A 21,311-nucleotide genomic window follows, 5' to 3' on the forward strand; every position below is an offset into this window, starting at 1 on the left:
AGCTGGTGTGGCCAATAAGGCCACTTCAACCCGATCATAGCGCGGAGCGGGCGCATGGTGCTTGCATTCAAACGCTTGAAATGATCAGATCATGCGGGAGTTGTGCATGGCAGAAGGAGAATTCATGGATGACACGCGCGTTGATCGGTTTGACCGCAAGATAATGGCTCTATTGCAGGGCGACGCGCGGCTAACCAACAACGATCTGTCGGAACGGGTGAACCTGTCGGCGTCGCAATGTTCGCGCCGCCGCCAGAGGCTGGAGGAGGACGGCTATATCAGAGGCTACAGGGCTGTACTCGACCGCGACAAGCTCGGCTTCTCGCTGGTCAACGTCATCTCGGTGACGCTTGCCACCCACAACCGCGACAATGCGCAGCGCTTCGGCGAATTGGTGGCGCGGCTGCCGGAAGTGCAGGAGGCGCATGCGCTGACCGGCGAGATGGACTACATCCTGAAGGTGGTGACGCCCGACCTGAAATCGCTGTCGGAGTTCGTCAACGGCGTACTCCTGCCGCACGAATCCGTGCAGCATGTGAAGACGGCGATCGTGCTCGAAACGCTGAAGGAAACCGGCGCGCTGCCGATTTAGCCCTTCGACTGTTGGATCAGCCCATAAAGATTGGTGCAGCGGGCGCCGGAACGGCAATAGGCGAAGATCGGGCCTTCGAGCTCATCGAGCGCCTCGGCCTGGTCCTCGACATTCTCGGCCGTGATCTGGCCGCTGACGACCGGGATGTAACGGAAAGCGAGCCCGGCGGCTTCAACCGCCGCTTTGACCGTGTCGGCCGAAGGCTGGCCGGGCTGCTCTTCATCCGGTCTGTTGCAGATGACGCTCTTGAAGCCGGCGGCCTTGATGGCAGCGACGTCGGCGGGCTGGATCTGGCCCGAGACCGAATAGTCCTCGCTAATCTCACGATATTCCATGGTCTTGTCCTCGCAATCTTGTTGGCGGCAGTCTTGCCACTCCCCGACGAAGCCGGCAATCCGCATCGGGGGAATTCTCTGCCAAATAAATATTGCGAGCCGGAAAATCCAACCGGGGCGGCAATGCCCCAGTCGAATAGACTCAGCTTCCGAGGATCGCGCCTTTGATCTGGGCGATGTTGTTGTGCATCAGGGCGATATAGGTCGAGGCCGGGCCGTCGGGCTGCGACAGCGCGTCCGAATAGAGCGTACCGCCCACCTTGATGCCCGTCTCGCTGGCGATCTGCTCGATCAGCCGCGCATTGGTGATGTTCTCGATGAAGACTGCCGCCGCCTTGTCCTGCTTCACCTGGCTGACCAGCTTGGCGACGTCGGCAGCGGACGGCTCCGACTCCGTCGACACCCCTTCGGGGGCCAGGAAGGTGAGGCCATAGGCCTTCTCGAAATAGCCGAAGGCATCATGCGAGGTGATGACGACGCGTTTCTCTTCCGGTATCGACTGGATCGCCGCCTTCACTTCGCCTTCGACCGCATCGAGCTTCGCCGTGTAGGCCGTGGCATTGGCCTTGTAGCTGTCGCAACCCGCGGCGTCGGCGGTGCAGAAGGCGTCGGCGATGTTCTTCACATAGATCTTGGCATTGGCGATCGACTGGAAGGCATGTGGATCGGTGTCTTCGCCTTCGGCGGCATCGGTGTCGGCGAATTCGGGTTTGAAGTTGATCGGCGTGACGTCCTTGGTCAGAACGGCGATTGTCGCCTTGGTGGCGCTGGCGTCGACAAGGCGCTGCAGAAAGCCTTCGAAATGCAAGCCGTTGACCAGCACCACATTCGCACCCGCCATGGCCACCGCGTCCGCCGGGCTCGGCTCGTAGACATGGGCATCGCCATCCGGCCCGACGATAGTGGTCAGATTGATGCGATCGCCGCCGACATTTTTGGCGAAATCGGCAATGATCGTGAAGCTGGCGACCACTTTCAACGGCTCCGCGAGGGCCGACGACGCGCTAAAGGCAGTTAATGTTATAACGCTCATTGCCAAGGCGGCGCGGATCGACTTCAGCATGGACAAGTCTCCTTTTTGGGATCAGGCGGTTCTGTGGCGGTGATGGATAATACGGGCGCGCAAGATGCCGCGCGTGCCGAACAAGATCGAAGCAAAATAGACGACGCCCGCAGACAGGATGATGGCCGGGCCGGACGGCAGCGACACGTGGTAGGACAGAAGCAGCCCGGCGACGCAGGAGGCAAATCCGATCAACACCGCCAGCACGCACATCGGCTCGACGCGCATGGTCCAGAAGCGGGCGGCGGCGGCAGGCAGCATCATCAGTCCGACCGACAGCAGCGTGCCGAGCGCCTGGAAGCCGCCGACGAGATTGAGCACGACGAGGCCGAGGAAGATGAAATGCACCGGGCTGCCCAATCGGCTGACCGAGCGCAGGAACAATGGATCGAGGCATTCGGCGACCAGCGCCCGCCAAAAGACGGCGAGGCTGACCAGCGTGACCAGCACGATGCCGCCGATCAGCGTCAGCGCTTCATTGTTGAGTGCCAGCACGGTGCCGAACAGTACATGCATGAGATCGACGCTGGAGCCGCGGATCGATACCATCAGCACGCCGATGGCCAGCGAAATCAGATAGAAGGCCGCCATCGAGGCGTCCTCGCGCTGGACGGTAAAGCGCGACACGGCGCCGGCACCGAGCGCCACGATGATGCCGGCAATCAACCCGCCGATGGTCATCGGCAGGATCTCCAGCCCATAGAACAGGAAACCGGCGGCAGCACCCGGCAGGATGGCGTGGGCCATGGCGTCGCCGGAAAGGCTCATGCGCCGCAGCATCAAAAACACGCCGACGGGGCAGGCGCCAAGCGACAGCATCAGCGACCCGGCAAGCGCCCGCTGCATGAAGGCGAAATCGGCGAACGGAGCGATGAGAAGACCGTAGAGCGTCTCCATCATGCCGCCCTCGGCCCGGAACCGTGACGATGGTGGTGCCCAGGGTTGTGAACGTGATCGCCGTGCTCATGATTGTCGGGCTCGCACCAGGGCGCATTCTCCTCCCAGGCCTCGTGGAAGCGTCGCGCGCGCAGCAGATTTTCCGGCCGCAGCGTTTCCTTGGTCTCGCCCCAGGCGATTGGCTGGCGCGCCAGCAACAGCGTTTCAGGGAAATTCTGGCGCACCAGCTCCAGATCGTGGACGACGACCATGATGGTGCGTTCCTCGCCATGCCAGCGCTTGATCAGTGCGATCAGGTCGCCGACCGTTTTGGTGTCGACGGCGTTGAATGGCTCGTCGAGCAGGATCAGGTCGGCATCCTGCAGCAGAACGCGGGCAAACAGCGTGCGCTGCAGCTGGCCGCCCGACAGCGTGTCGATTGGGCGCTTCTCGAAGCCGCCGAGGCCGACCGCCATCAGCGCCTGGCTGACCGAATCGCGATCTTCCTTGGTGTAGCGGCCGAGCAGCCCGCGCCGTGGCCACAGCCCGAGCGAAACCAGATCGACGACCCTGGCCGGAAAGGAGCGGTCGAGCTCCGACTGCTGCGGCAGATAGGCGGCGCGTACGCCGGGCGCGCGGACAACCGTGCCGGCCATCGGCTTCAACACGCCGACGATACCCTTCATCAGGGTCGACTTTCCCGAGCCGTTGGCGCCGACGACGGCAGTCAGCGATCCCCGGCGGATCGTGCCGTCGAGATGATGGATCGCCGGATGGCTGTTGTAGCCCAGCGTCAGATCGCGGAAGGTCAGGCAGGTTTTGGTCATATGCGATCCGTGGCGGCACGACTGGTACGTCGGCGGCGATTGGATATGTGATGTTATTACATTAGTCAACAAGCCAATCGGGCGGAATTGCGGCGACCGAGGAGATTTGCCTGTACTCTTTGGTGGTTGGCTCAAGAGGATTCGCTCGTGCAACCTTGCCCCCGGCGAACCGCGACTCTAAAGAGGCGCGACCCACAAAGGAAGGAACGTCCAATGAGCATTCGTCGCATCGATGTAGGCCCGCGCATGAGCCAGATCGTCATCCACGGCAACACCGTCTATCTAGCCGGCCAGGTCGGTCAGCCGGGCGGAAACGTCGGCGCCCAGACAAGGGACATTCTGGCGGCCATCGACGAATTGCTGGCGAAGGCCGGCACCGACAAGACCAAGATCCTGCAGGCGATCATCTGGCTGGCCGACATGAGCACCTTTGCCGAGATGAATGCGGAATGGGACAAGTGGGTGCCGCAGGGCCACACCCCGGCCCGCGCCACCGGCGAGGCCAAGCTTGCCGGCCCGGAATATTTGGTCGAGATCATCGTTACCGCTGCCATCTGAGGCGCGGCGCTTTACCCTCCCCCTTGAGAGGAGGGTCGCGAAGCAAATTGCCGCAGGGTGGCACTTTGCGAAGCGGGGTGGGGTCGGTGCAACCTCGCCGACCCCACCCCGTCTCGCAGTCTCTGCTTCGCTCTGACTGCTCGCCGACCCTCCCCTCGAGGGGGAGGGTTACCCCTGCGAAGGCGCAAACCTTGCCACCAGCATGTGGCTGTCCGCCGGGTAGGTGAAACGCACATGGGTGACGGGGTGCTCGGCGCTCCATGTCCGCCGCTCGACCACCAGGCACGGTGCGCCGGCACCGATGTCGAGTGCCGCCGCAATGTGTCTGTCGGCGGCGACTGCGCGAATGCGGTGCTCGGCGGCACTCCACGGCACGCGGGCAATCAGCCACGGCCCGGGCGCGATGGCATGAAATTCTTCGTCGGCGGCCTCGGCCACGGCGGCCAGGTTGATCAGCCGCTGTTCGTGGGCGAACGGCCGCTTGCCGGCGAAATGCTTGCATTCCAGCGCCAGCACAGGTCCGGCGGCAGAGAGCTCCAGCAAGGCGCGATCCTCCGCGCTGCTGCGCCTTTTATGTCGCGCCACACGCTCGTAGCGATAGGGCAGACCGAGCGCCTCGACCTCGATCCTGATATCGTGGATTTCCAACACCGCGGCTTGCGACTGCGGCCGCCGGACAAAACTGCCGGAGCGGCGGCGGCGCTCGATCAGCCCGGCCTTGGCAAGCTGCGACAGCGCCTTGTTCACTGTCATGCGCGAGCATTTGTACTCGGCCGTCAACTCGTGCTCGAACGGGATGCGATGCCCGGGCGCCCAGGCGCCGGACAGGATCCGCTCGCTGATGTCGGACAGGATGCGCTGGTGCAGCGAGAGCGGCTCGCCAACGTCCATTGTCTCGATTGTACTCATGCCGAAAGCGCCGTCATCACCTTGCGAAAACGCTCGGCAATGGCATCGCGCCTTGCATGCCTGCCGCCGATGACCAGTTTCTTGCCATGCACCCAGACGCAGTCGACCTTGGTACCGTTGGCGAAGATCCAGGCATCGAGCACCGCATCGCCCGTCTTGCCGGCCAGCGAAGGTTGATTGTCATCGAGCGAGACGAAATCGGCCGAGGCACCAGCGGCGATCTGTGAGGGGCCCGCGCCAAGGGCGGCACTGCCGCCGTCGAGCGCTGCATCGAACAGCGCGCGGCCGGTCGAGCCGCCCGCCACCGCCAGCACGTTGCGGGCACGGTGGGCGAGACGCTGTGAATATTCGAGCTGCCGCAATTCGTCGGGCAGACCGATCAGCACGTTGGAATCGGAGCCGACGCCGAAGCAGCCGCCATGTTGCGTGAACAGGGGCGCGGCAAAGGTGCCATCGCCGAGATTGGCCTCGGTGATCGGGCACAGGCCGGCGATTGCTCCGCTTTTCGCCATGCCAATCGTTTCGGGCTCAGTCATGTGGGTGGCGTGGATCAAGCACCAGCGCTCATCGACCTTGGCATTGGCGAACAGCCATTCGACCGGCCGTGCCCCGGACCAGGCAAGGCAGTCCTCGACTTCCTTCACTTGCTCGGCAATATGGATGTGGATCGGTCCGCCCGGCACCATTGCCGCGATGTTTTCCAACTCCTCCGGTGTCACGGCGCGCAGGCTATGCGGCGCAACGCCAACGATACCTTGATTCAAGGTCCGAACGCATTCGCGGCATTTCTCAATAAGTCGCGAGAACCGATTCACATCGTTGATGAATCGCCGCTGGCCTTCGTTCGGCGCAGCGCCGCCGAAAGAGGAATGCGCATAGAAGACCGGCAGCAGCGTCAGTCCGATGCCGGTGTCGGCAGCCGCGGCAGTGATGCGCTCGGCCATTTCGGCGATGTTGGCGTAGGGCTGGCCATCACGATCGTGGTGGAGGTAGTGAAACTCGCCGACGCGCGAAAATCCGGCCTCCAGCATCTCGACATAGAGCTGGGCTGCGACCGCCTCGACCTGATCAGGTGTCATCGACAGTGCGAAACGATACATCACCTCGCGCCAGCTCCAGAAACTGTCGGCTGAAGGGCCGCGCTGCTCGGCAAGGCCCGCCATGCCGCGCTGGAACGCGTGGCTGTGCAGGTTCGGCATGGCTGGCAGCAGAATGGCATGGCGTTCGTCGCCGGGCTGGGATGAAGCGTTCGGCTCGATCGTGGTGATACGGCCATCACTGACGACGATCCGAGCATTGGAATGCCAGCCGTCGGGCAGAAGCGCCTGTTCCGCAAAGATCGCCGTCACGTTTTTCTCTCCGATTCCCTGTGTCCCGTGCAATGATACCACTTGCAGTGCGTTTCAATATGTATATACATAATCGCCACCGATTGAAACGGAAAAGATGATGGCAGGAGAGAGCAAAGATCGGGCAGGGGAGGTTCGCCTTTGGCGCAATGCGCGCCTGGCGACCATGGCTGAACGTGCTGCTGGGCTGGGCATCGTCGAACACGGCGCGATCGCCGCACGCGATGGCGTGATCGTCTATGCCGGCCCGGAAGCCGACATGCCGGCTGCGCTTTTACAAGGCGCCGAGATTGTCGATTGCGAAGGCCGTTGGATCACACCGGGCCTGATCGACTGCCACACTCATCTGGTGCATGCCGGCAACCGCGCCAACGAATTCGAGATGCGGCTGGCCGGCGCCACCTATGAAGAGGTAGCCAAGGCCGGCGGCGGCATCGTCTCGTCGGTCAAGGCGCTGCGCACTGCCAGCGAGCACGAACTGGTCGCCCAGTCGCTGCCGCGCCTCGACGCGCTGATTGCCGAAGGCGTCACCACGGTCGAGATCAAGTCGGGTTACGGGCTTGATCTCGAAAACGAGAAGAAATCGCTGCGTGCCGCGCGGCTCCTGGGCCAGCATCGTCCGGTAACGGTGAGGACGAGCTTCCTCGGCGCTCACGCGCTGCCGCCCGAGGCGAAAGGCGACAAAGACGCTTTTGTCGATCTGGTCGCAAACGAAATTCTTCCGGCGGTCGCCGCCGAGGGTTTGGCCGATGCCGTCGACGGCTTTTGCGAAGGCATCGCCTTTTCGGCCGAGCAGATTTCTCGCGTGTTCGACGCGGCGAAAGCAGCAGGCCTGCCGGTCAAGCTCCACGCCGATCAATTGTCCAATCTGCACGGCGCCGAACTCGCCGCGCGCTATGGCGCGCTGTCGGCAGACCATCTCGAATATACCGACGAGGCCGGTGCGGCGGCAATGGCCGCGGCTGGCACCGTGGCGACGATCCTGCCCGGTGCCTATTATTTCATTCGTGAGACCAAGAAACCGCCGATCGGCCTGTTCCGCCAGCATGGCGTCAAAATGGCGGTCGCCACCGACAACAATCCCGGCACTTCGCCGCTGACCTCGCTGCTGCTGACCATGAACATGGCGGCGACATTGTTTGGCCTGACGGTCGACGAATGCCTGGCCGGCGTGACCCGCGAGGCTGCCCGTGCGCTTGGGCTGCTCGGACAGACCGGCACGCTGGAAGCTGGCAAATCCGCCGACCTGGCGATCTGGAACATCGAGCGTCCGGCCGAGCTCGTCTACCGCATGGGCTTCAACCCGCTGCATGCCCGCATCTGGAGGGGACAATGACCGAACTCGTGCTGAAGCCTGGAAATGCGACGCTGGCCGACTGGCGCGAAATCTATCGCGGCGCCGTGCCGAAGCTGGATGCTGCTTGCCGTCCCAGGATCAAGGCCAGCGCCGAGGCGGTGGCGCGCATCGTTGCCAAGGGTGAGCCGGTCTATGGCATCAACACCGGTTTCGGCAAATTGGCCAGCGTTCGCATTCCCGCCGCCGACCTCGAGACCCTTCAACGCAACATCGTGCTGTCGCATGCCGCCGGCGTCGGCGAACCGATGCCGGTTGCGATCGTCCGGCTGATGATGGCGCTGAAGCTGGCCAGCCTGGCGCAGGGCGCCTCCGGCGTGCGGCCGCAGACTATCGAACTGCTGGAGGCGATGCTCGCCAACGACGTCATTCCGGTGGTGCCGGCGCAAGGCTCGGTCGGCGCCTCAGGCGACCTCGCGCCGCTGTCGCACATGACGGCTGTCATGATCGGCGTCGGCGAGTGTTTCACCCCGCATGGCCGCTTCCCGGCCAAGGTCGCTTTCGTCTCGCACGGACTGGAGCCGGTGACGCTCGGCGCCAAGGAAGGCCTGGCGCTGCTCAACGGCACGCAGTTCTCGACCGCCTATGCGCTGGCCGCCCTGTTCGATGCCGAAGTTCTCTATCAATCGGCGCTGGTTGCCGGCGCGCTGTCGACCGATGCCGCGAAAGGCTCCGACGCCCCATTCGATCCACGCATCCATCTCTTGAGAAAGCATCGCGGCCAGATCGAGACGGCAGAGGCGCTGCGCAATTTGATGGCCGGCAGCGCCATTCGTGAGTCGCACCGGGTCGGCGACGAACGCGTGCAGGACCCGTATTGCCTGCGGTGCCAACCGCAGGTGATGGGCGCGGCGCTCAGCGTTCTGCGCCAGGCCGCCGAGACGCTGGGCACCGAGGCCAACGGCGTCACCGACAATCCGCTGATCTTCGCCGAGGACGACACAGCGCTTTCCGGCGGCAATTTCCACGCCGAGCCGGTGGCCTTCGCCGCCGACATGATCGCGCTCGCCGTCTGCGAGATCGGCTCGTTGTCGGAACGGCGCGTCGCCATGCTGGTCGATCCGGCGCTGTCGGGCATGCCGGCTTTCCTGACGCCGAAGCCCGGCTTGAATTCCGGCTTCATGATCCCGCAGGTGACGGCGGCGGCACTCGTCTCGGAAAACAAGCAGAAGGCCTATCCGGCCAGCGTCGATTCAATCCCGACCTCCGCTAATCAGGAGGATCACGTCTCGATGGCGGCGCATGGCGCACGCCGGTTGATCGGCATGGTCGAGAATGCGACGGCCGTGATCGGTATCGAATTGCTGGCCGCGGCCCAGGGCTGCGATTTCCATGCGCCGCTGGTATCGAGCGATGCATTGGAGGCGGTGCGCAGGCTGGTCAGGGCCGAAGTGCCGCACCTCGACAATGACCGCCATTTCCATCCCGACATGGAAAAGGCCATCGCCATGGTGCGCAGCGGCGCGGCGATCAAGGCGGCAGGCGCGGTGGCGCTGCCGGGGATTTCTGGAGCAGCATGATGGACAGCTGGCTCACGGTCACCCGCGGCACTGCACCCCTGCTGGTTTCGATCCCGCATACCGGCATCGATCTCGCCGGTCTTGAGAACCGGCTGATCTCGCCCTGGCTCGGTCGGCGCGACTGCGACTGGTGGATCGACAAGCTTTATGACTTTGCCGAAGGCCTTGGCGCGACCGTCGTCCACACCGCGATTTCGCGCACCGTCATCGACGTCAACCGAGACCCGTCTGGGGCCTCGCTCTATCCCGGTCAGACGACCACCGGCCTGTGCCCGACCGAGACCTTCGACGGCGATCCGCTCTACCGCGAGGGCGAAGAGCCCGGACCGTCGGAAGTCGACGAACGCCGCGAAAAATACTTCATGCCTTATCATGCGGCCCTGCAGGCCGAGATCGACAGACTGCGCGCCTTGCACGAGAAGGTCGTCCTTTATGACTGCCACTCGATCCGCTCGGTTCTGCCGCGCCTGTTCGACGGCACGCTGCCGGTGTTCAATCTCGGCACCAATGACGGCAAGAGCGCCGATCCGGCCCTGCAGGCGATGGTCGACGAGATCCTCGCCGGAACCGGCGAGACATACGTTGTGAATGGCCGCTTCAAGGGCGGCTGGATCACACGCCATTTCGGCCAGCCGCAAGATGGCGTCCATGCGCTGCAGATGGAGCTCTCCAATCGCGGCTATATGCGCGAGCCGGAGGGCAAGGGGACACCTGAAAATTGGCCGGTGCCCTACGACCCCGCATTCGCCGCGCCGATCCGCGCCACGCTGAAGCGGATTCTGGAAAGCGCGATTGCATGGGCCGGGCGCTGACGCTCCTCCGCACAGCTCATTCGAAAGGAAAAGTGACGCCATGACCGATCCTCGTCATAACATCCGCGAAGTCCGCAGCCCGCGCGGCAGCGAGCTAAACGCCCGCACATGGCTGACGGAAGCGCCGTTGCGCATGCTGATGAACAATCTCGATCCCGACGTCGCCGAAAATCCCAACGAACTGGTCGTCTATGGCGGCATCGGCCGGGCGGCGCGCACCTGGAACGATTTCGATCGCATTGTCGCCTCCCTGAAAACGCTTGCAGATGACGAGACGCTCCTGGTGCAGTCCGGCAAGCCGGTCGGCGTGTTTCGCACGCACACCGATGCGCCGCGCGTGCTGATCGCCAATTCGAACCTGGTGCCGCACTGGGCGACATGGGAGAAGTTCAACGAGCTCGATAAGAAGGGCCTGATGATGTACGGCCAGATGACGGCCGGCTCGTGGATCTACATCGGCACGCAAGGCATCGTGCAGGGCACCTACGAGACCTTCGTCGAGGCCGGCCGCCAGCATTATGGCGGCAATCTCAGGGGCAAATGGATCCTGACCGGCGGCCTCGGCGGCATGGGCGGCGCCCAACCGCTGGCCGCGGTCATGGCTGGTGCCTGCTGTCTGGCGATCGAATGCGATCCCGACCGCATCGATTTCCGGCTGCGCACCCGCTATGTCGACGAGCGCGCCGACACGCTCGACGAGGCGCTGGAAAAGATCGAGCGCTGGACCAGCGCCGGCGAGGCGAAATCGGTCGGCCTGGTCGGCAACACCGCCGACATCGTGCCCGAACTGGTGCGGCGCGGCGTGCGTCCCGACATGGTCACCGACCAGACGTCGGCGCATGATCCGCTCAACGGCTATCTGCCCAAGGGCTGGTCGCTCGCCGAATGGCGCGAGAAGCGCACCAGCGACCCGAAGGCGGTCGAAAAGGGGGCGCGCGCGTCGATGCGCGAACATGTCGAGGCCATGGTGGCGTTCTGGAATGCCGGCGTGCCGACGCTCGACTACGGCAACAACATCCGCCAGGTGGCGAAGGAGGAAGGGTTCGAGAACGCCTTTGCCTTCCCGGGTTTCGTGCCGGCCTATATCCGGCCGCTGTTTTGCCGCGGCATCGGCCCATTCCGCTGGGCAGCCCTCTCCGGCGATCCTGAGGACATCTACAAGACCGACGCCAAGGTGCGCGAACTGACGCCCGGCAATACCCACCTGCACAACTGGCTCGACATGGCGCGCGAGCGCATCGCCTTTCAAGGGTTGCCGGCGCGCATCTGCTGGGTCGGTCTCGGCGACCGCCACCGGCTCGGCCTCGCCTTCAACGAAATGGTAGCGAAAGGCGAACTCAAGGCGCCAGTGGTCATCGGCCGCGATCATCTCGATTCCGGCTCCGTTGCCTCGCCGAACCGCGAGACGGAGGCGATGAAGGACGGCTCGGACGCCGTCTCCGACTGGCCGCTGCTCAATGCGCTGCTCAACACCGCCTCCGGCGCAACCTGGGTATCGCTGCACCACGGCGGCGGCGTTGGCATGGGCTTCTCGCAACATGCCGGCATGGTCATCGTCGCCGACGGCACATCAGAAGCGGCCAAACGCCTGGAGCGGGTGCTGTGGAACGACCCGGCGACCGGCGTCATGCGCCACGCCGATGCCGGCTATGATGTCGCCATCGACTGCGCCAGGGAGCACCAGCTCAACCTGCCTGGCATTCTCGGCTGAGCCACGCCTTGCACATCCTCCGGGCAGCCGAATACCGGTCCATGCCGTGGAAGAACGGCGGCGGGATGACGACGGAGATCGCCGTCTCGCCCGCAGGTGCCGCGCTCGACCATTTCGACTGGCGCGTCTCCATGGCACGCGTCGAAAGTGGCGGGCCGTTCTCCGGGTTTTCCGGAGTGGACCGAACCTTGGCCGTGCTGGAAGGCGAGGGGATTATCCTCGATATCGCCGGCCGCCCGGCTGCTGCGATGACCAGGGCTTCCGCCCCGCTTTCCTTTCCTGCCGACGTGCCGACGCAAGCGGCGCTGATCGCCGGTCCGATCATCGATCTCAACGTCATGACGCGGCGCGGGCGGATGGCCCACGCTGTCGAGCGCGTGGTGATCTCAGCCCCGATCGACGTCCATTCAGTGGCCGACGCGACCCTCATCCTGTGTTTTGACGGCGAGATCACAGTGGCCGGCGCGGCATCTGTCCGCATCGGGCCGCGCGACACATTATTGCTCGGGCCGGACGCCGTGAAATGGCGCCTGGAGCCTGCCCGAAAGGCAACGCTGTTCGTGATCAGGATCGAACGGGTTGCTGCAAACGATTAACGCCTGTTTCGAAACATGATCGCAGCACCGGCGAAATATGCCGTAAGCTCAAGCCCACATCACGAAAAAGCCCGAATCCTTCCGTCGATCGAGTCCCGACGGGAACGAGGGGGTGATCGTCTGAAAGTTGTGGTGCGAAAACAAACTTTCGGCCCGTGTTTCGATGCAACCAATTGCATTTGAATCGGTTTTAGGGACATTGCCGTGGCGGTGACGCCGCTATGCGTCCCCCATGCGGAATTTTCAATGAATATACAGACAAGCCCTACCCAAATGGAAAAGACGAGCGCGAGCTTCCCGACCATCACGGAAGAGCCGATACGCTCCAATTTCCTGCCGGAAGAGCGCCTGCGGACGCTGGGCACAAGTCTCGCCAAGGGGGACGTCAAGGATCTGTTCGGCCTGGAGCCTTTCGATTTCCAGCCACGCATCCGCGACAGCGCCGCCAAGATCCTGGAAGTCTATCGCTCGACCAATGCCGCGCAGGCGAAGGGCGAGACGATCACGCCGGCGGCGCAATGGCTGCTCGACAACAACTATTTGGTCGAGGAAACCATCTTCCAGGTCAAGCGCGACCTGCCGCGCCGTTTCTATCGGCAGTTGCCGACCCTGAAGCTGTCCGACGGCGCCAGCGTGCCGCGTGCGCTTGCGCTGGCCTGGACCTATGTCGCGCATTCGGACAGTTCCGTCTCCGCCACCATGTTCAAGGCGATCGTCGAAGGCTTTCAATCCGTCGAGCCGCTGAAGATCGGCGAGCTTTGGGCCCTACCGTCGCTGCTGCGCTTCGTTCTGATCGAAAACCTTCGCCGGATCGCGGTCCGGGTCAATCGGACCCGGCAGATGCGCCAGATTGCCAACGAGGTTGCCGACCGCGTGCTGGCGATCGACGACAGCGCCGACCGTCAGGCGATTCTGTCGCACTATGTCCCCCATGCACAGGACACCACTTTTGCCACCCAATTGCTCTATCGCCTGCGCGACGGATCGCAGAATGCCGGCAGGGCGCTGGAATGGCTGGAGGGCGAGCTTGAAAAGTCCGGCTCCGATGCCGAGGAAATCATCATCAGCGAGCACCGCACGCTGTCCGGAGGTAACGTAACCACCGGCAACATCATCCGCGGCCTCAGACTGATCAACGATATCGACTGGACCGTCTGGTTCGAAGGCGTCAGCCGCATCGACACCTTGCTGCGCGAGCGCACCGATTTCGCCGCGCTCGATTTCTTCTCGCGCGACCAGTACCGGACTGCGATCGAAGAATTGGCGCGCCGCTCCGATCGTTCCGAATTCCGCGTCGCCGAAAAGGCGATCGAACTCGCCGGCCATGCCGCCGTCGCCGATACCACCGATGCCGGTCCGACCGCTCACACCGACGTCGGGTTCTTCCTGGTCGGCCCGCGCCGGCTGGAGCTGGAAAAGGCGATCGGTTATCGGCCGACCGTCAGCGTCGCGACCAAACGGGCGTTCGGCAAGACCGGATGGCTAGGCATTGTCGTGCCGGTGTTCGCGTTGACGGTCCTGCTTCTGGTCCTCTCCGGCAATGCCCTTGCCAGTCTCGGCCTGTCCGTGCCGTCGATCGTCTTGATGTTGGCGCTGTTTGCCGTGCCGGCGAGCGAAGGCGCGCTTGCCTTCTTCAACACCGTCGTATCGTTGTTCCTGAAGCCGACCCGCCTCGTTGGCTACGACTACAGGCGCGGCATGCCGCCAGAGGCCCGCACGCTGGTGGTGGTGCCGTCGCTGATCGGCTCGCGCGACGACGTCGAGGAAAACATCCGCAATATCGAAGTGCACCACTTGGCCAACACGGCGGACGAAATCCATTTCGCCCTGCTTTCGGATTGGCCGGACTCGAAAACCGAAATCGACGCGGCGGATATTGAGATCCTCCAATATGCTCGCGACGAGATCGCGCGGTTGAACGCCCGCTATCCCAGCGAAGGCGCGCCGCGTTTCTACGTCCTGCATCGCCGGCGGCTCTACAATGAATCCCAGGGCGCCTGGATGGGCTGGGAACGCAAGCGCGGTAAGCTGCACGAACTGAATCTTCTGCTGCGTGGTGACAGCGACACCACATTTCTGCCGCTGGACGTGCCATTGCCGGAAAACGTCGTCCATGTGATGACGCTGGACGCCGATACGCGCACCACGCGCGATGCCGTCGCTAGTTTGGCTGGCAAACTTTGTCATCCGCTCAACCGGCCGCATTTCGATGCGGCAAAGCGCGTCGTCACCGCGGGCTACACCATCCTGCAGCCGCGCATCACCGCCTCACTGACCAGCGGCGACGACGCATCCTTCTTCCAGCGGGTCTTTTCCGCCAATCGCGGCCTTGATCCTTACGTCTTTGCCGTCTCGGATATTTACCAGGACGTCTTCGGCGATGGCTCCTTCACCGGCAAGGGCCTCTATCATGTCGACGCCTTCGAAGCGGCGCTGAAGGGCCGCATCGAAGAAAACACCATCCTTAGCCACGATCTGCTCGAAGGCGCCTTGGCACGCGCGGCGCTGGTCACGGACGTCGAACTGGTCGAGGACTACCCGACCCGCTATTCGGTCGACGCGTCGCGCCACCATCGCTGGGCACGCGGCGACTGGCAGCTTCTGGGCTTCCTTCTCGATCCGCGCTCCAGCGTGCCGGCGCTGTCGCGCTGGAAGATGGTCGACAATCTGCGCCGCTCGCTGACGCCGATCTTCTGGGTAATGGCGGCGATCGCCGGCTGGACGCTGCTGCCTTTCACGCAGGCGGCCCAATGGCAGGCGCTGCTGATCCTCACACTGTTCATGGCGCCGACGTTCGACATCGTCCACGCCATCTTGCCGAAAAGCGGCGACCAGACGCCACGCGGCCATTTCTCGGCGCTGGGGCGCGACGTTGTCTTCGGCACCGCCCTGGTGGCTCTGAAGATCGTGCTGATGGCGCATCTGGCTTGGATGATGGGCGACGCCATCATTCGCACGCTCTACCGCCTGTTCGTCAGCCGGCAGAACCTGCTCGAATGGCGCACTGCCTCGCAGGCGCACAAGAACGGCGATAACGATCTCGGCTCCTATTACGGCATGATGTATGGCGCGGTGATTGTCGGTGTAGTCGGTCTTGCAATCCCGGTTCTGGCCGATTCCACCGGAGCTTTCGTCGCTTTCTTCTTCGCGCTGTTCTGGATCGGCTCGCCGGCCTTCGCTTTCTGGATCAGCCGCTCGGCCGAAACCGAGGACCGTTTGCGCATATCGGCGGCCGACATTCATGCCTTGCGAACGGTCGCCCGGCGCACATGGCATTATTTCGAGACCTTCGTAACGGCCGAGCACCACAATCTGCCGCCCGACAATTTCCAGGAAAGTCCGGCACCTGTCGTGGCGCCCCGCACCTCGCCGACCAATATCGGCGTCTATCTCCTGTCCGTGGTTTCGGCGCGCGATTTCGGCTGGATAAGCCTGTCCGACGCCGCCACCCGCATCGACGCCACGATGTCGACCATCGAGAGCATGCCGCGCGAGCGTGGCCATCTCTTCAACTGGTACGACACGACGACGCTGAAGCCGCTCTATCCGCTCTACATTTCCGCCGTCGACAGCGGCAATCTCGCCGGCCATCTGGTGGCGGTGGCGGCAGCCTGCGCCGAATGGGCGGAAGCGCCTGCAGTCCACCTTCAAGGCGACTTCGAAGGTATCCTCGATACGGTGACGATCCTCGACGAAAGCCTGGCGGAACTGCCTGACGACCGCCGCCAGTTGCGGCCGTTGCGCCAGCGGCTCGCTGATCGCCTCGACGGCATGCGGCGGGCGGTCGAATCGATCAAGGCACAGCCCGAGATGGCGTCGATCCGCACCATCAATCTCGCCGTTCTGGCAGGCGAGATTCGCAAACTCGCCATCGCCATCCATACCGAGGCCGCATCGACACAGAGCGACATCATCGCCGACTGGGCGGCGAGACTGGAGGCCACCTGCGAGGCGCATGTCCATGATGCGCATAGCGACGACAATGCCGTCGAAGCGTTGCGGGCCAAGCTTCTTTCGTTGCGCGAGCGCTCGCGCCGCTTCGCCTTCGAGATGGATTTCTCGTTCCTTATGCGGCAGGAGCGCAAGCTGCTGTCGATCGGCTACCGGGTCGAGGAGCATCAGCTCGACGAAAGCTGCTATGACCTCCTGGCTTCCGAGGCGCGGCTGACCAGCCTGTTCGCCATCGCCAAGGGCGATCTGCCGACGGAGCACTGGTTCCACCTCGGCCGGCCGATCGTCGAGATCGGGTTCAAGGGCGCGCTGATGTCCTGGTCCGGCTCGATGTTCGAGTATCTGATGCCGCCGCTGGTGATGAAGGAGCCGCAAGGCTCGATCCTCAACCAGACCAGCAAGCTCATCATCAAGCGCCAGATCCAGTACGGCCGTTCGAAGAACGTGCCCTGGGGGATTTCGGAGGCGGCCTACAACGCCCGTGACCGCGAACTGACTTACCAGTACACCAATTTCGGCGTGCCCGGGCTCGGCCTGAAGCGAGGCCTTGGCCAGAACACGGTGATTGCGCCTTATGCGACCGTGCTGGCGGCGCAATTCACCCCGCGTGAATCGGTGCAGAACCTGGCCAGGCTGAGGCAGATCGGCGCCCTTGGCCGGCACGGCTTCTACGATGCGGTCGATTTCACCCCGCAGCGGGTGCCGGAGGGCACCGACCATGTCGTCGTGCTGAACTACATGGCCCACCATTCCGGCATGTCGATCGCTGCCGTTGCCGACGCCATCTTCGAAGGGCGCCTGCGCGACCGATTCCATAGCGATCCGGTGATCGAATCGGCCGAATTGCTGCTGCAGGAAAGGGCGCCGCGCGACATCCCGACCGCCACCGTCAGGACCGAGGCCGACGAACGGTCGAAGGACGAAACGGAAATCGAGAGCCCGGATACGCGCATCGTGCTTAACCCGCTCAAGGCGCTGCGTTCGACCAGTGTCATGTCCAATGGCCGCTACTCGGTCATGGTCACTGCGACCGGCTCCGGCTATAGCCGCTGGGGCGAGCTTGCCGTCACGCGTTGGCAGCCGGATCCGACCGAGGATCGGCTTGGCTCCTATATCTTCCTGCGCGACGGCGGCACCGGCGACTGGTGGTCGGCCACATCAGAGCCGAAGCGTGCCACCGACGAACAGGTGCAAACGCTGTTTTCCGATGACAAGGCGAGCTTCGTCAAATCGGTAGGATCACTGCGTTCGGAGGTCGAATGCATAGTCATCTCCGAAGGAAACGGCGAAGGCCGACGGGTGACGCTCTATAATGACGGCCCGGTCGACCGGCATATCGAGGTAACCTCCTTTGCCGAACTGGTGCTGGGTTCCGAGGCGTCCGACAATGCGCATCCGGCCTTCTCGAAAATGTTCGTGGAAACCGAAATCGCTGCGAATAATGCGGCGATCTTCGCCACAAGACGCAAGCGGGAAGCGGATGAGCCTGATGTCACCCTGGTGCATTTCGTTACCGACCCGTCTGGCTCGACGCGCGATGCCGAGGCCGAAACCGACCGGCGTGCCTTCATCGGCCGCGGCCGCACCATTGCCGACGCCGCCGCCTTCGATCCCAGCGCCAAGCTCGGCGGCCATTCCGGCTTCACGCTGGATCCGGTCGCCGCACTGCGCCGGCGGGTGCGCGTGCCGGCCAACAAGAAGATATCGCTGACCTTCTGGACGGCTGTCGGGGCCAGCCGCGCCGAGCTGGAAGAAGCCATTGCGCGGCTTGATCATCCGGAAGCCTTCGCTCGCCAGGCGATGCTCGCCTGGACCCGCTCGCAGGTGCAGACCCGTCATCTCGGCCTCAGCCTTGCCGATGCCGCCAATGTGCAGAATCTGGCGCGCTACCTGATCTATCCTGATCCGTTCCTGCGCCTCCCGGCCGAATCGATCGCTTCCGGGCTCGGTAAGCAGTCGGGCCTGTGGCCGACCAGCATATCCGGCGACTTTCCGATTTTCCTGGTCAGGATCGGCGACGTCGCCGACCTTGAAATCGTCGCCCAGGCGCTCCGCTTCCAGGAATATATGCGCGCCCGCGGCATGATGATCGACTTCGTCGTCGTCAACGAGCAGGCTTCATCCTACGTGCAGGACCTGCAACGGGCGGTCGAGACACTGTGCGAGAACAGCCGCCTGCGCGGCAAGGAGCTCGGACCCCGCCAGCACATCTTCGCGGTCCGCCGCGACCTGATGGACGAGACGACCTACAAGACGCTGCTCGCCGTCGCCCGCGTTGTCCTGCACACGCGCAACGGCACCATCTTCGATCAGATCGAGCGCGCCGAGGCCGCGGCGCTGCAAGCGCGAGACGCCTTGCAGCCGGCGGCTGCACCAGCGCTTCGTGAACCGTCTCCGCCGGAGCCACAGGCGTGGGTTGCCCAAGCCTCGATCGAAGCCAGTGCCGACGGCAGCGGGCTCAACCAGTGGAACGGTTTTGGCGGCTTCGACGGCGATGGACGCCACTATGTCGTGCGTCTGGCCGGGCGGCGCACGACGCCGCAACCCTGGATCAACGTCGTCTCCAATGCGTCGTTCGGTTTCCACGTTTCGGCTGAAGGCGCCGCCTTCACCTGGAGCCGAAACAGCCGTGACTATCAACTGACGCCGTGGGCGAACGACCCGGTCACCAACCGGCCCGGCGAGGGCATCTATATCTACGATCACGCTAGCGGCCGGGCGTTTTCGCCGCTGGCCGCCGTGGTGCGCGATCCAGCCATGACCTACGAGACATGGCATGGGCAGGGCTTTTCGACCTTCCGTTCGAAGCGCGGGCCTCTATCGATGGATCTCACCCATGTGGTGGATCCTGTCGATCCGGTGAAAATCTCCCGATTGCGCATCCAGAACTCGGGTTCGGTGCCGGCGCGCCTGCGCGTCTATGCCTATGCGGAGTGGGTTCTTGGCAGCCATCGTTCGCGCACCGCGGCGACCATCGTTCCGTCCAGGGATGCGGCGACCGGGGCGTTGCTGGCGCAAAATCCCTACGGGCTCGACTTCAGCGAGCGGGTCGCCTTCCTGGCCGCCGACAGCCCGGCGGATTCGGTGACGGCCGACCGCGGCGAGTTCATCGGCCGGCACGGCACCAGCGAACTTCCGCATGCCGTGCTCAGCGGCGCCAGCCTGTCGGGCCGCGTCGAGGCCGGCGACGATCCTTGTGCTGCAATCGCTCGCGACATCGACATCCCTGCCGGAGGCGACGTGACGCTGCTCTGGCTGCTCGGCGATGCAGCCTCTGCCGAGGAAGCCAGCGCCCTGGTGCAGCAGCATCGCAGCAAGGATTTCGATCAGCGGCTGGCCGACAACGAACGCACGTGGCGCGGGTTTCTCGACACCATCCAGGTCGAGACGCCGGACAAAGCGCTCGACGCCCTGGTCAATCACTGGCTGCCCTATCAGAGCCTTGCGTGCCGCATCCGCGCCCGCTCCGCCTTTTACCAGGCGAGCGGCGCCTTCGGCTTCCGCGATCAGTTGCAGGACACGCTGGCCCTGCTTGTCCATGATCCGAAGCTGGCGCGCGACCAGATACTCAACGCGGCGCGGCGGCAATTCCCCGAAGGCGACGTGCAGCACTGGTGGCTGCCGCGCACCGACGCAGGCGTCCGCACCATGATTTCCGACGACGTGGTCTGGCTCGCCCACGCCACGGCACGCTACTTGCTGGTGACCGGCGACACCGCGATCCTCAGGGAACAACTGCCCTTTATCGACGGGCCGCCGCTGGAGGAAGGCGAGCACGACGCCTTCTTCACCCCGGAGATATCGAAGAAGACCGCTTCACTCTACGATCACTGCGCGCGCGCACTCGACCTTGCCATCGAGCGCAGCAGCCCCGCCGGGCTGCCGCTGATCCTTGGTGGCGACTGGAACGACGGCATGAACCGTGTCGGCGAGCACGGCAAGGGCGAGAGCGTCTGGCTGGGCTGGTTCCTGCTGAAGACGCTGGGCGACTTTGCACCTATCGCCAAGGCGGAAGGCGACGCCAAACGCGCGCAAGCCTGGACCAAACACGCCGACGTGCTGAAGCGGGCGTTGGAAAGCACGGCCTGGGATGGTGAATGGTACCGTCGCGGCAGCTTCGACGATGGCACGCCGCTGGGGTCGCGTGCTTCGCAGGAGTGCAAGATCGACTCGATTGCCCAGTCGTGGAGCGTGCTGTCAGGGGAGGGCGATCCGGCGCGGTCGACGACAGCGATGCAGCAGGCGATGAAAATGCTCGTCGACGACGAGCTCAAGATCGTCAAGCTTTTCACCCCGCCCTTCTCCAAGACGGAACAGAACCCGGGCTACATCAAGAGCTACCCGCCAGGTGTTCGTGAAAACGGCGGCCAGTACACTCACGCAGCGACATGGTTCGTCATTGCGCTCGCCGAAATGGGGCGCACTAACGACGCATACCGCTGTTTCTCGATGCTCAATCCGGTCAATCATGCGCTCGATGAGGCGGCTGCCGAGCACTACCGCGTCGAGCCTTATGTCGTTGCCGCCGACGTCTACGCCGGACAAGGCAAGGGCGGCCGCGGCGGCTGGACCTGGTATACCGGATCGGCCGGCTGGCTCTACCGCGCGGCGGTCGAGGGTATCCTCGGCATCGAGCGCAGGGGACAGCGCATCCAGTTCAAGCCGAAACTCCCCAGCCATTGGGACGGCTATGCGGCAACGCTCAAGGTGCTGGGGGCCGAACTCAGGGTTCGCGTTGTCCGTGACGCCAAGGCCAAAGCCATCTCGCTTGAGGTGGATGGTAAAAAGACGAAGGCGTCGTCTTTCGAACCGAAAGCCGGCGACAAGGCCGAGGTGGTCGTCAGGATACCGGCGTAGT

General features: G+C 63.9%; 14 protein-coding genes. 8 read left to right on the forward strand and 6 right to left on the reverse strand.

Annotated features, from left to right (window positions below):
- Positions 1-124 precede the first annotated feature (124 nt).
- Positions 125-592 carry an Lrp/AsnC family transcriptional regulator gene (locus AC0L26_RS05295; RefSeq protein WP_473631616.1) on the forward strand — a complete coding sequence of 156 codons (468 nt, stop codon included), beginning with the start codon at positions 125-127 and terminating at the stop codon, positions 590-592.
- Here the strand turns inward: AC0L26_RS05295 and AC0L26_RS05300 are convergent.
- The 4 genes from AC0L26_RS05300 to aztA form a co-directional block, all read right to left on the reverse strand.
- Complete coding sequence (locus AC0L26_RS05300; RefSeq protein WP_473631617.1) at positions 589-927, reverse strand: protein tyrosine phosphatase family protein; 339 nt, start codon at positions 925-927, stop codon at positions 589-591. The two genes, AC0L26_RS05295 and AC0L26_RS05300, sit on opposite strands and share 4 nt — an antisense overlap.
- Before the next feature lie 142 nt (positions 928-1,069).
- Entirely contained in the window at positions 1,070-1,990 is a 921-nt protein-coding gene (aztC, locus tag AC0L26_RS05305; protein ID WP_473631618.1) for a zinc ABC transporter substrate-binding protein AztC, read from the reverse strand.
- A gap of 21 nt (positions 1,991-2,011) precedes the next feature.
- Positions 2,012-2,887, reverse strand: coding sequence for a zinc ABC transporter permease AztB (gene aztB, locus AC0L26_RS05310; protein ID WP_352933032.1), 876 nt, complete (start codon positions 2,885-2,887; stop codon positions 2,012-2,014).
- Entirely contained in the window at positions 2,887-3,693 is an 807-nt protein-coding gene (gene aztA, locus AC0L26_RS05315; protein ID WP_473631619.1) for a zinc ABC transporter ATP-binding protein AztA, read from the reverse strand. The genes aztB and aztA overlap by 1 nt, the downstream gene beginning before the upstream one ends.
- 213 nt (positions 3,694-3,906) lie before the next feature.
- Between aztA and AC0L26_RS05320 the strand changes: the two genes are divergently transcribed.
- Complete coding sequence (locus tag AC0L26_RS05320) at positions 3,907-4,251, forward strand: RidA family protein (RefSeq protein ID WP_095485694.1); 345 nt, start codon at positions 3,907-3,909, stop codon at positions 4,249-4,251.
- A 168-nt stretch (positions 4,252-4,419) separates the two neighbouring features.
- Here the strand turns inward: AC0L26_RS05320 and hutC are convergent, their stop codons facing one another.
- Both hutC and AC0L26_RS05330 read right to left on the reverse strand, forming a co-directional pair.
- On the reverse strand, positions 4,420-5,160 hold the full coding sequence (gene hutC / locus AC0L26_RS05325) for a histidine utilization repressor (protein ID WP_473631620.1): 741 nt from the start codon (positions 5,158-5,160) through the stop codon (positions 4,420-4,422).
- A complete protein-coding gene (locus AC0L26_RS05330; protein ID WP_473631621.1) occupies positions 5,157-6,509 on the reverse strand; it encodes a formimidoylglutamate deiminase in 1,353 nt (450 codons plus the stop codon). Before AC0L26_RS05330 ends, hutC begins: the two co-directional genes overlap by 4 nt.
- Positions 6,510-6,609: 100 nt before the next feature.
- Between AC0L26_RS05330 and hutI the strand changes: the two genes are divergently transcribed.
- From hutI to AC0L26_RS05360, 6 genes are all read left to right on the forward strand, one after another.
- Positions 6,610-7,845 carry an imidazolonepropionase gene (gene hutI, locus AC0L26_RS05335; RefSeq protein WP_473631622.1) on the forward strand — a complete coding sequence of 412 codons (1,236 nt, stop codon included), beginning with the start codon at positions 6,610-6,612 and terminating at the stop codon, positions 7,843-7,845.
- Complete coding sequence (gene hutH, locus AC0L26_RS05340; RefSeq protein ID WP_473631623.1) at positions 7,842-9,383, forward strand: histidine ammonia-lyase; 1,542 nt, start codon at positions 7,842-7,844, stop codon at positions 9,381-9,383. The genes hutI and hutH overlap by 4 nt, the downstream gene beginning before the upstream one ends.
- Positions 9,380-10,195, forward strand: coding sequence for an N-formylglutamate deformylase (hutG, locus tag AC0L26_RS05345; RefSeq protein ID WP_473631624.1), 816 nt, complete (start codon positions 9,380-9,382; stop codon positions 10,193-10,195). Before hutH ends, hutG begins: the two co-directional genes overlap by 4 nt.
- Positions 10,196-10,235: 40 nt before the next feature.
- The gene (gene hutU, locus AC0L26_RS05350) at positions 10,236-11,906 is read left to right on the forward strand and encodes a urocanate hydratase (protein ID WP_473631625.1); all 1,671 of its coding nucleotides are present in this window, start codon (positions 10,236-10,238) and stop codon (positions 11,904-11,906) included.
- A gap of 8 nt (positions 11,907-11,914) precedes the next feature.
- Positions 11,915-12,502: a HutD/Ves family protein gene (locus AC0L26_RS05355; RefSeq protein ID WP_473631626.1), complete on the forward strand. Its 588-nt coding sequence runs from the start codon at positions 11,915-11,917 to the stop codon at positions 12,500-12,502.
- A gap of 246 nt (positions 12,503-12,748) precedes the next feature.
- Entirely contained in the window at positions 12,749-21,310 is an 8,562-nt protein-coding gene (locus AC0L26_RS05360) for a glycoside hydrolase family 94 protein (protein WP_473631627.1), read from the forward strand.
- The last annotated feature ends 1 nt before the right edge of the window (position 21,311 follow it).

It is taken from the genome of Mesorhizobium sp. WSM4823, from assembly GCF_055811195.1.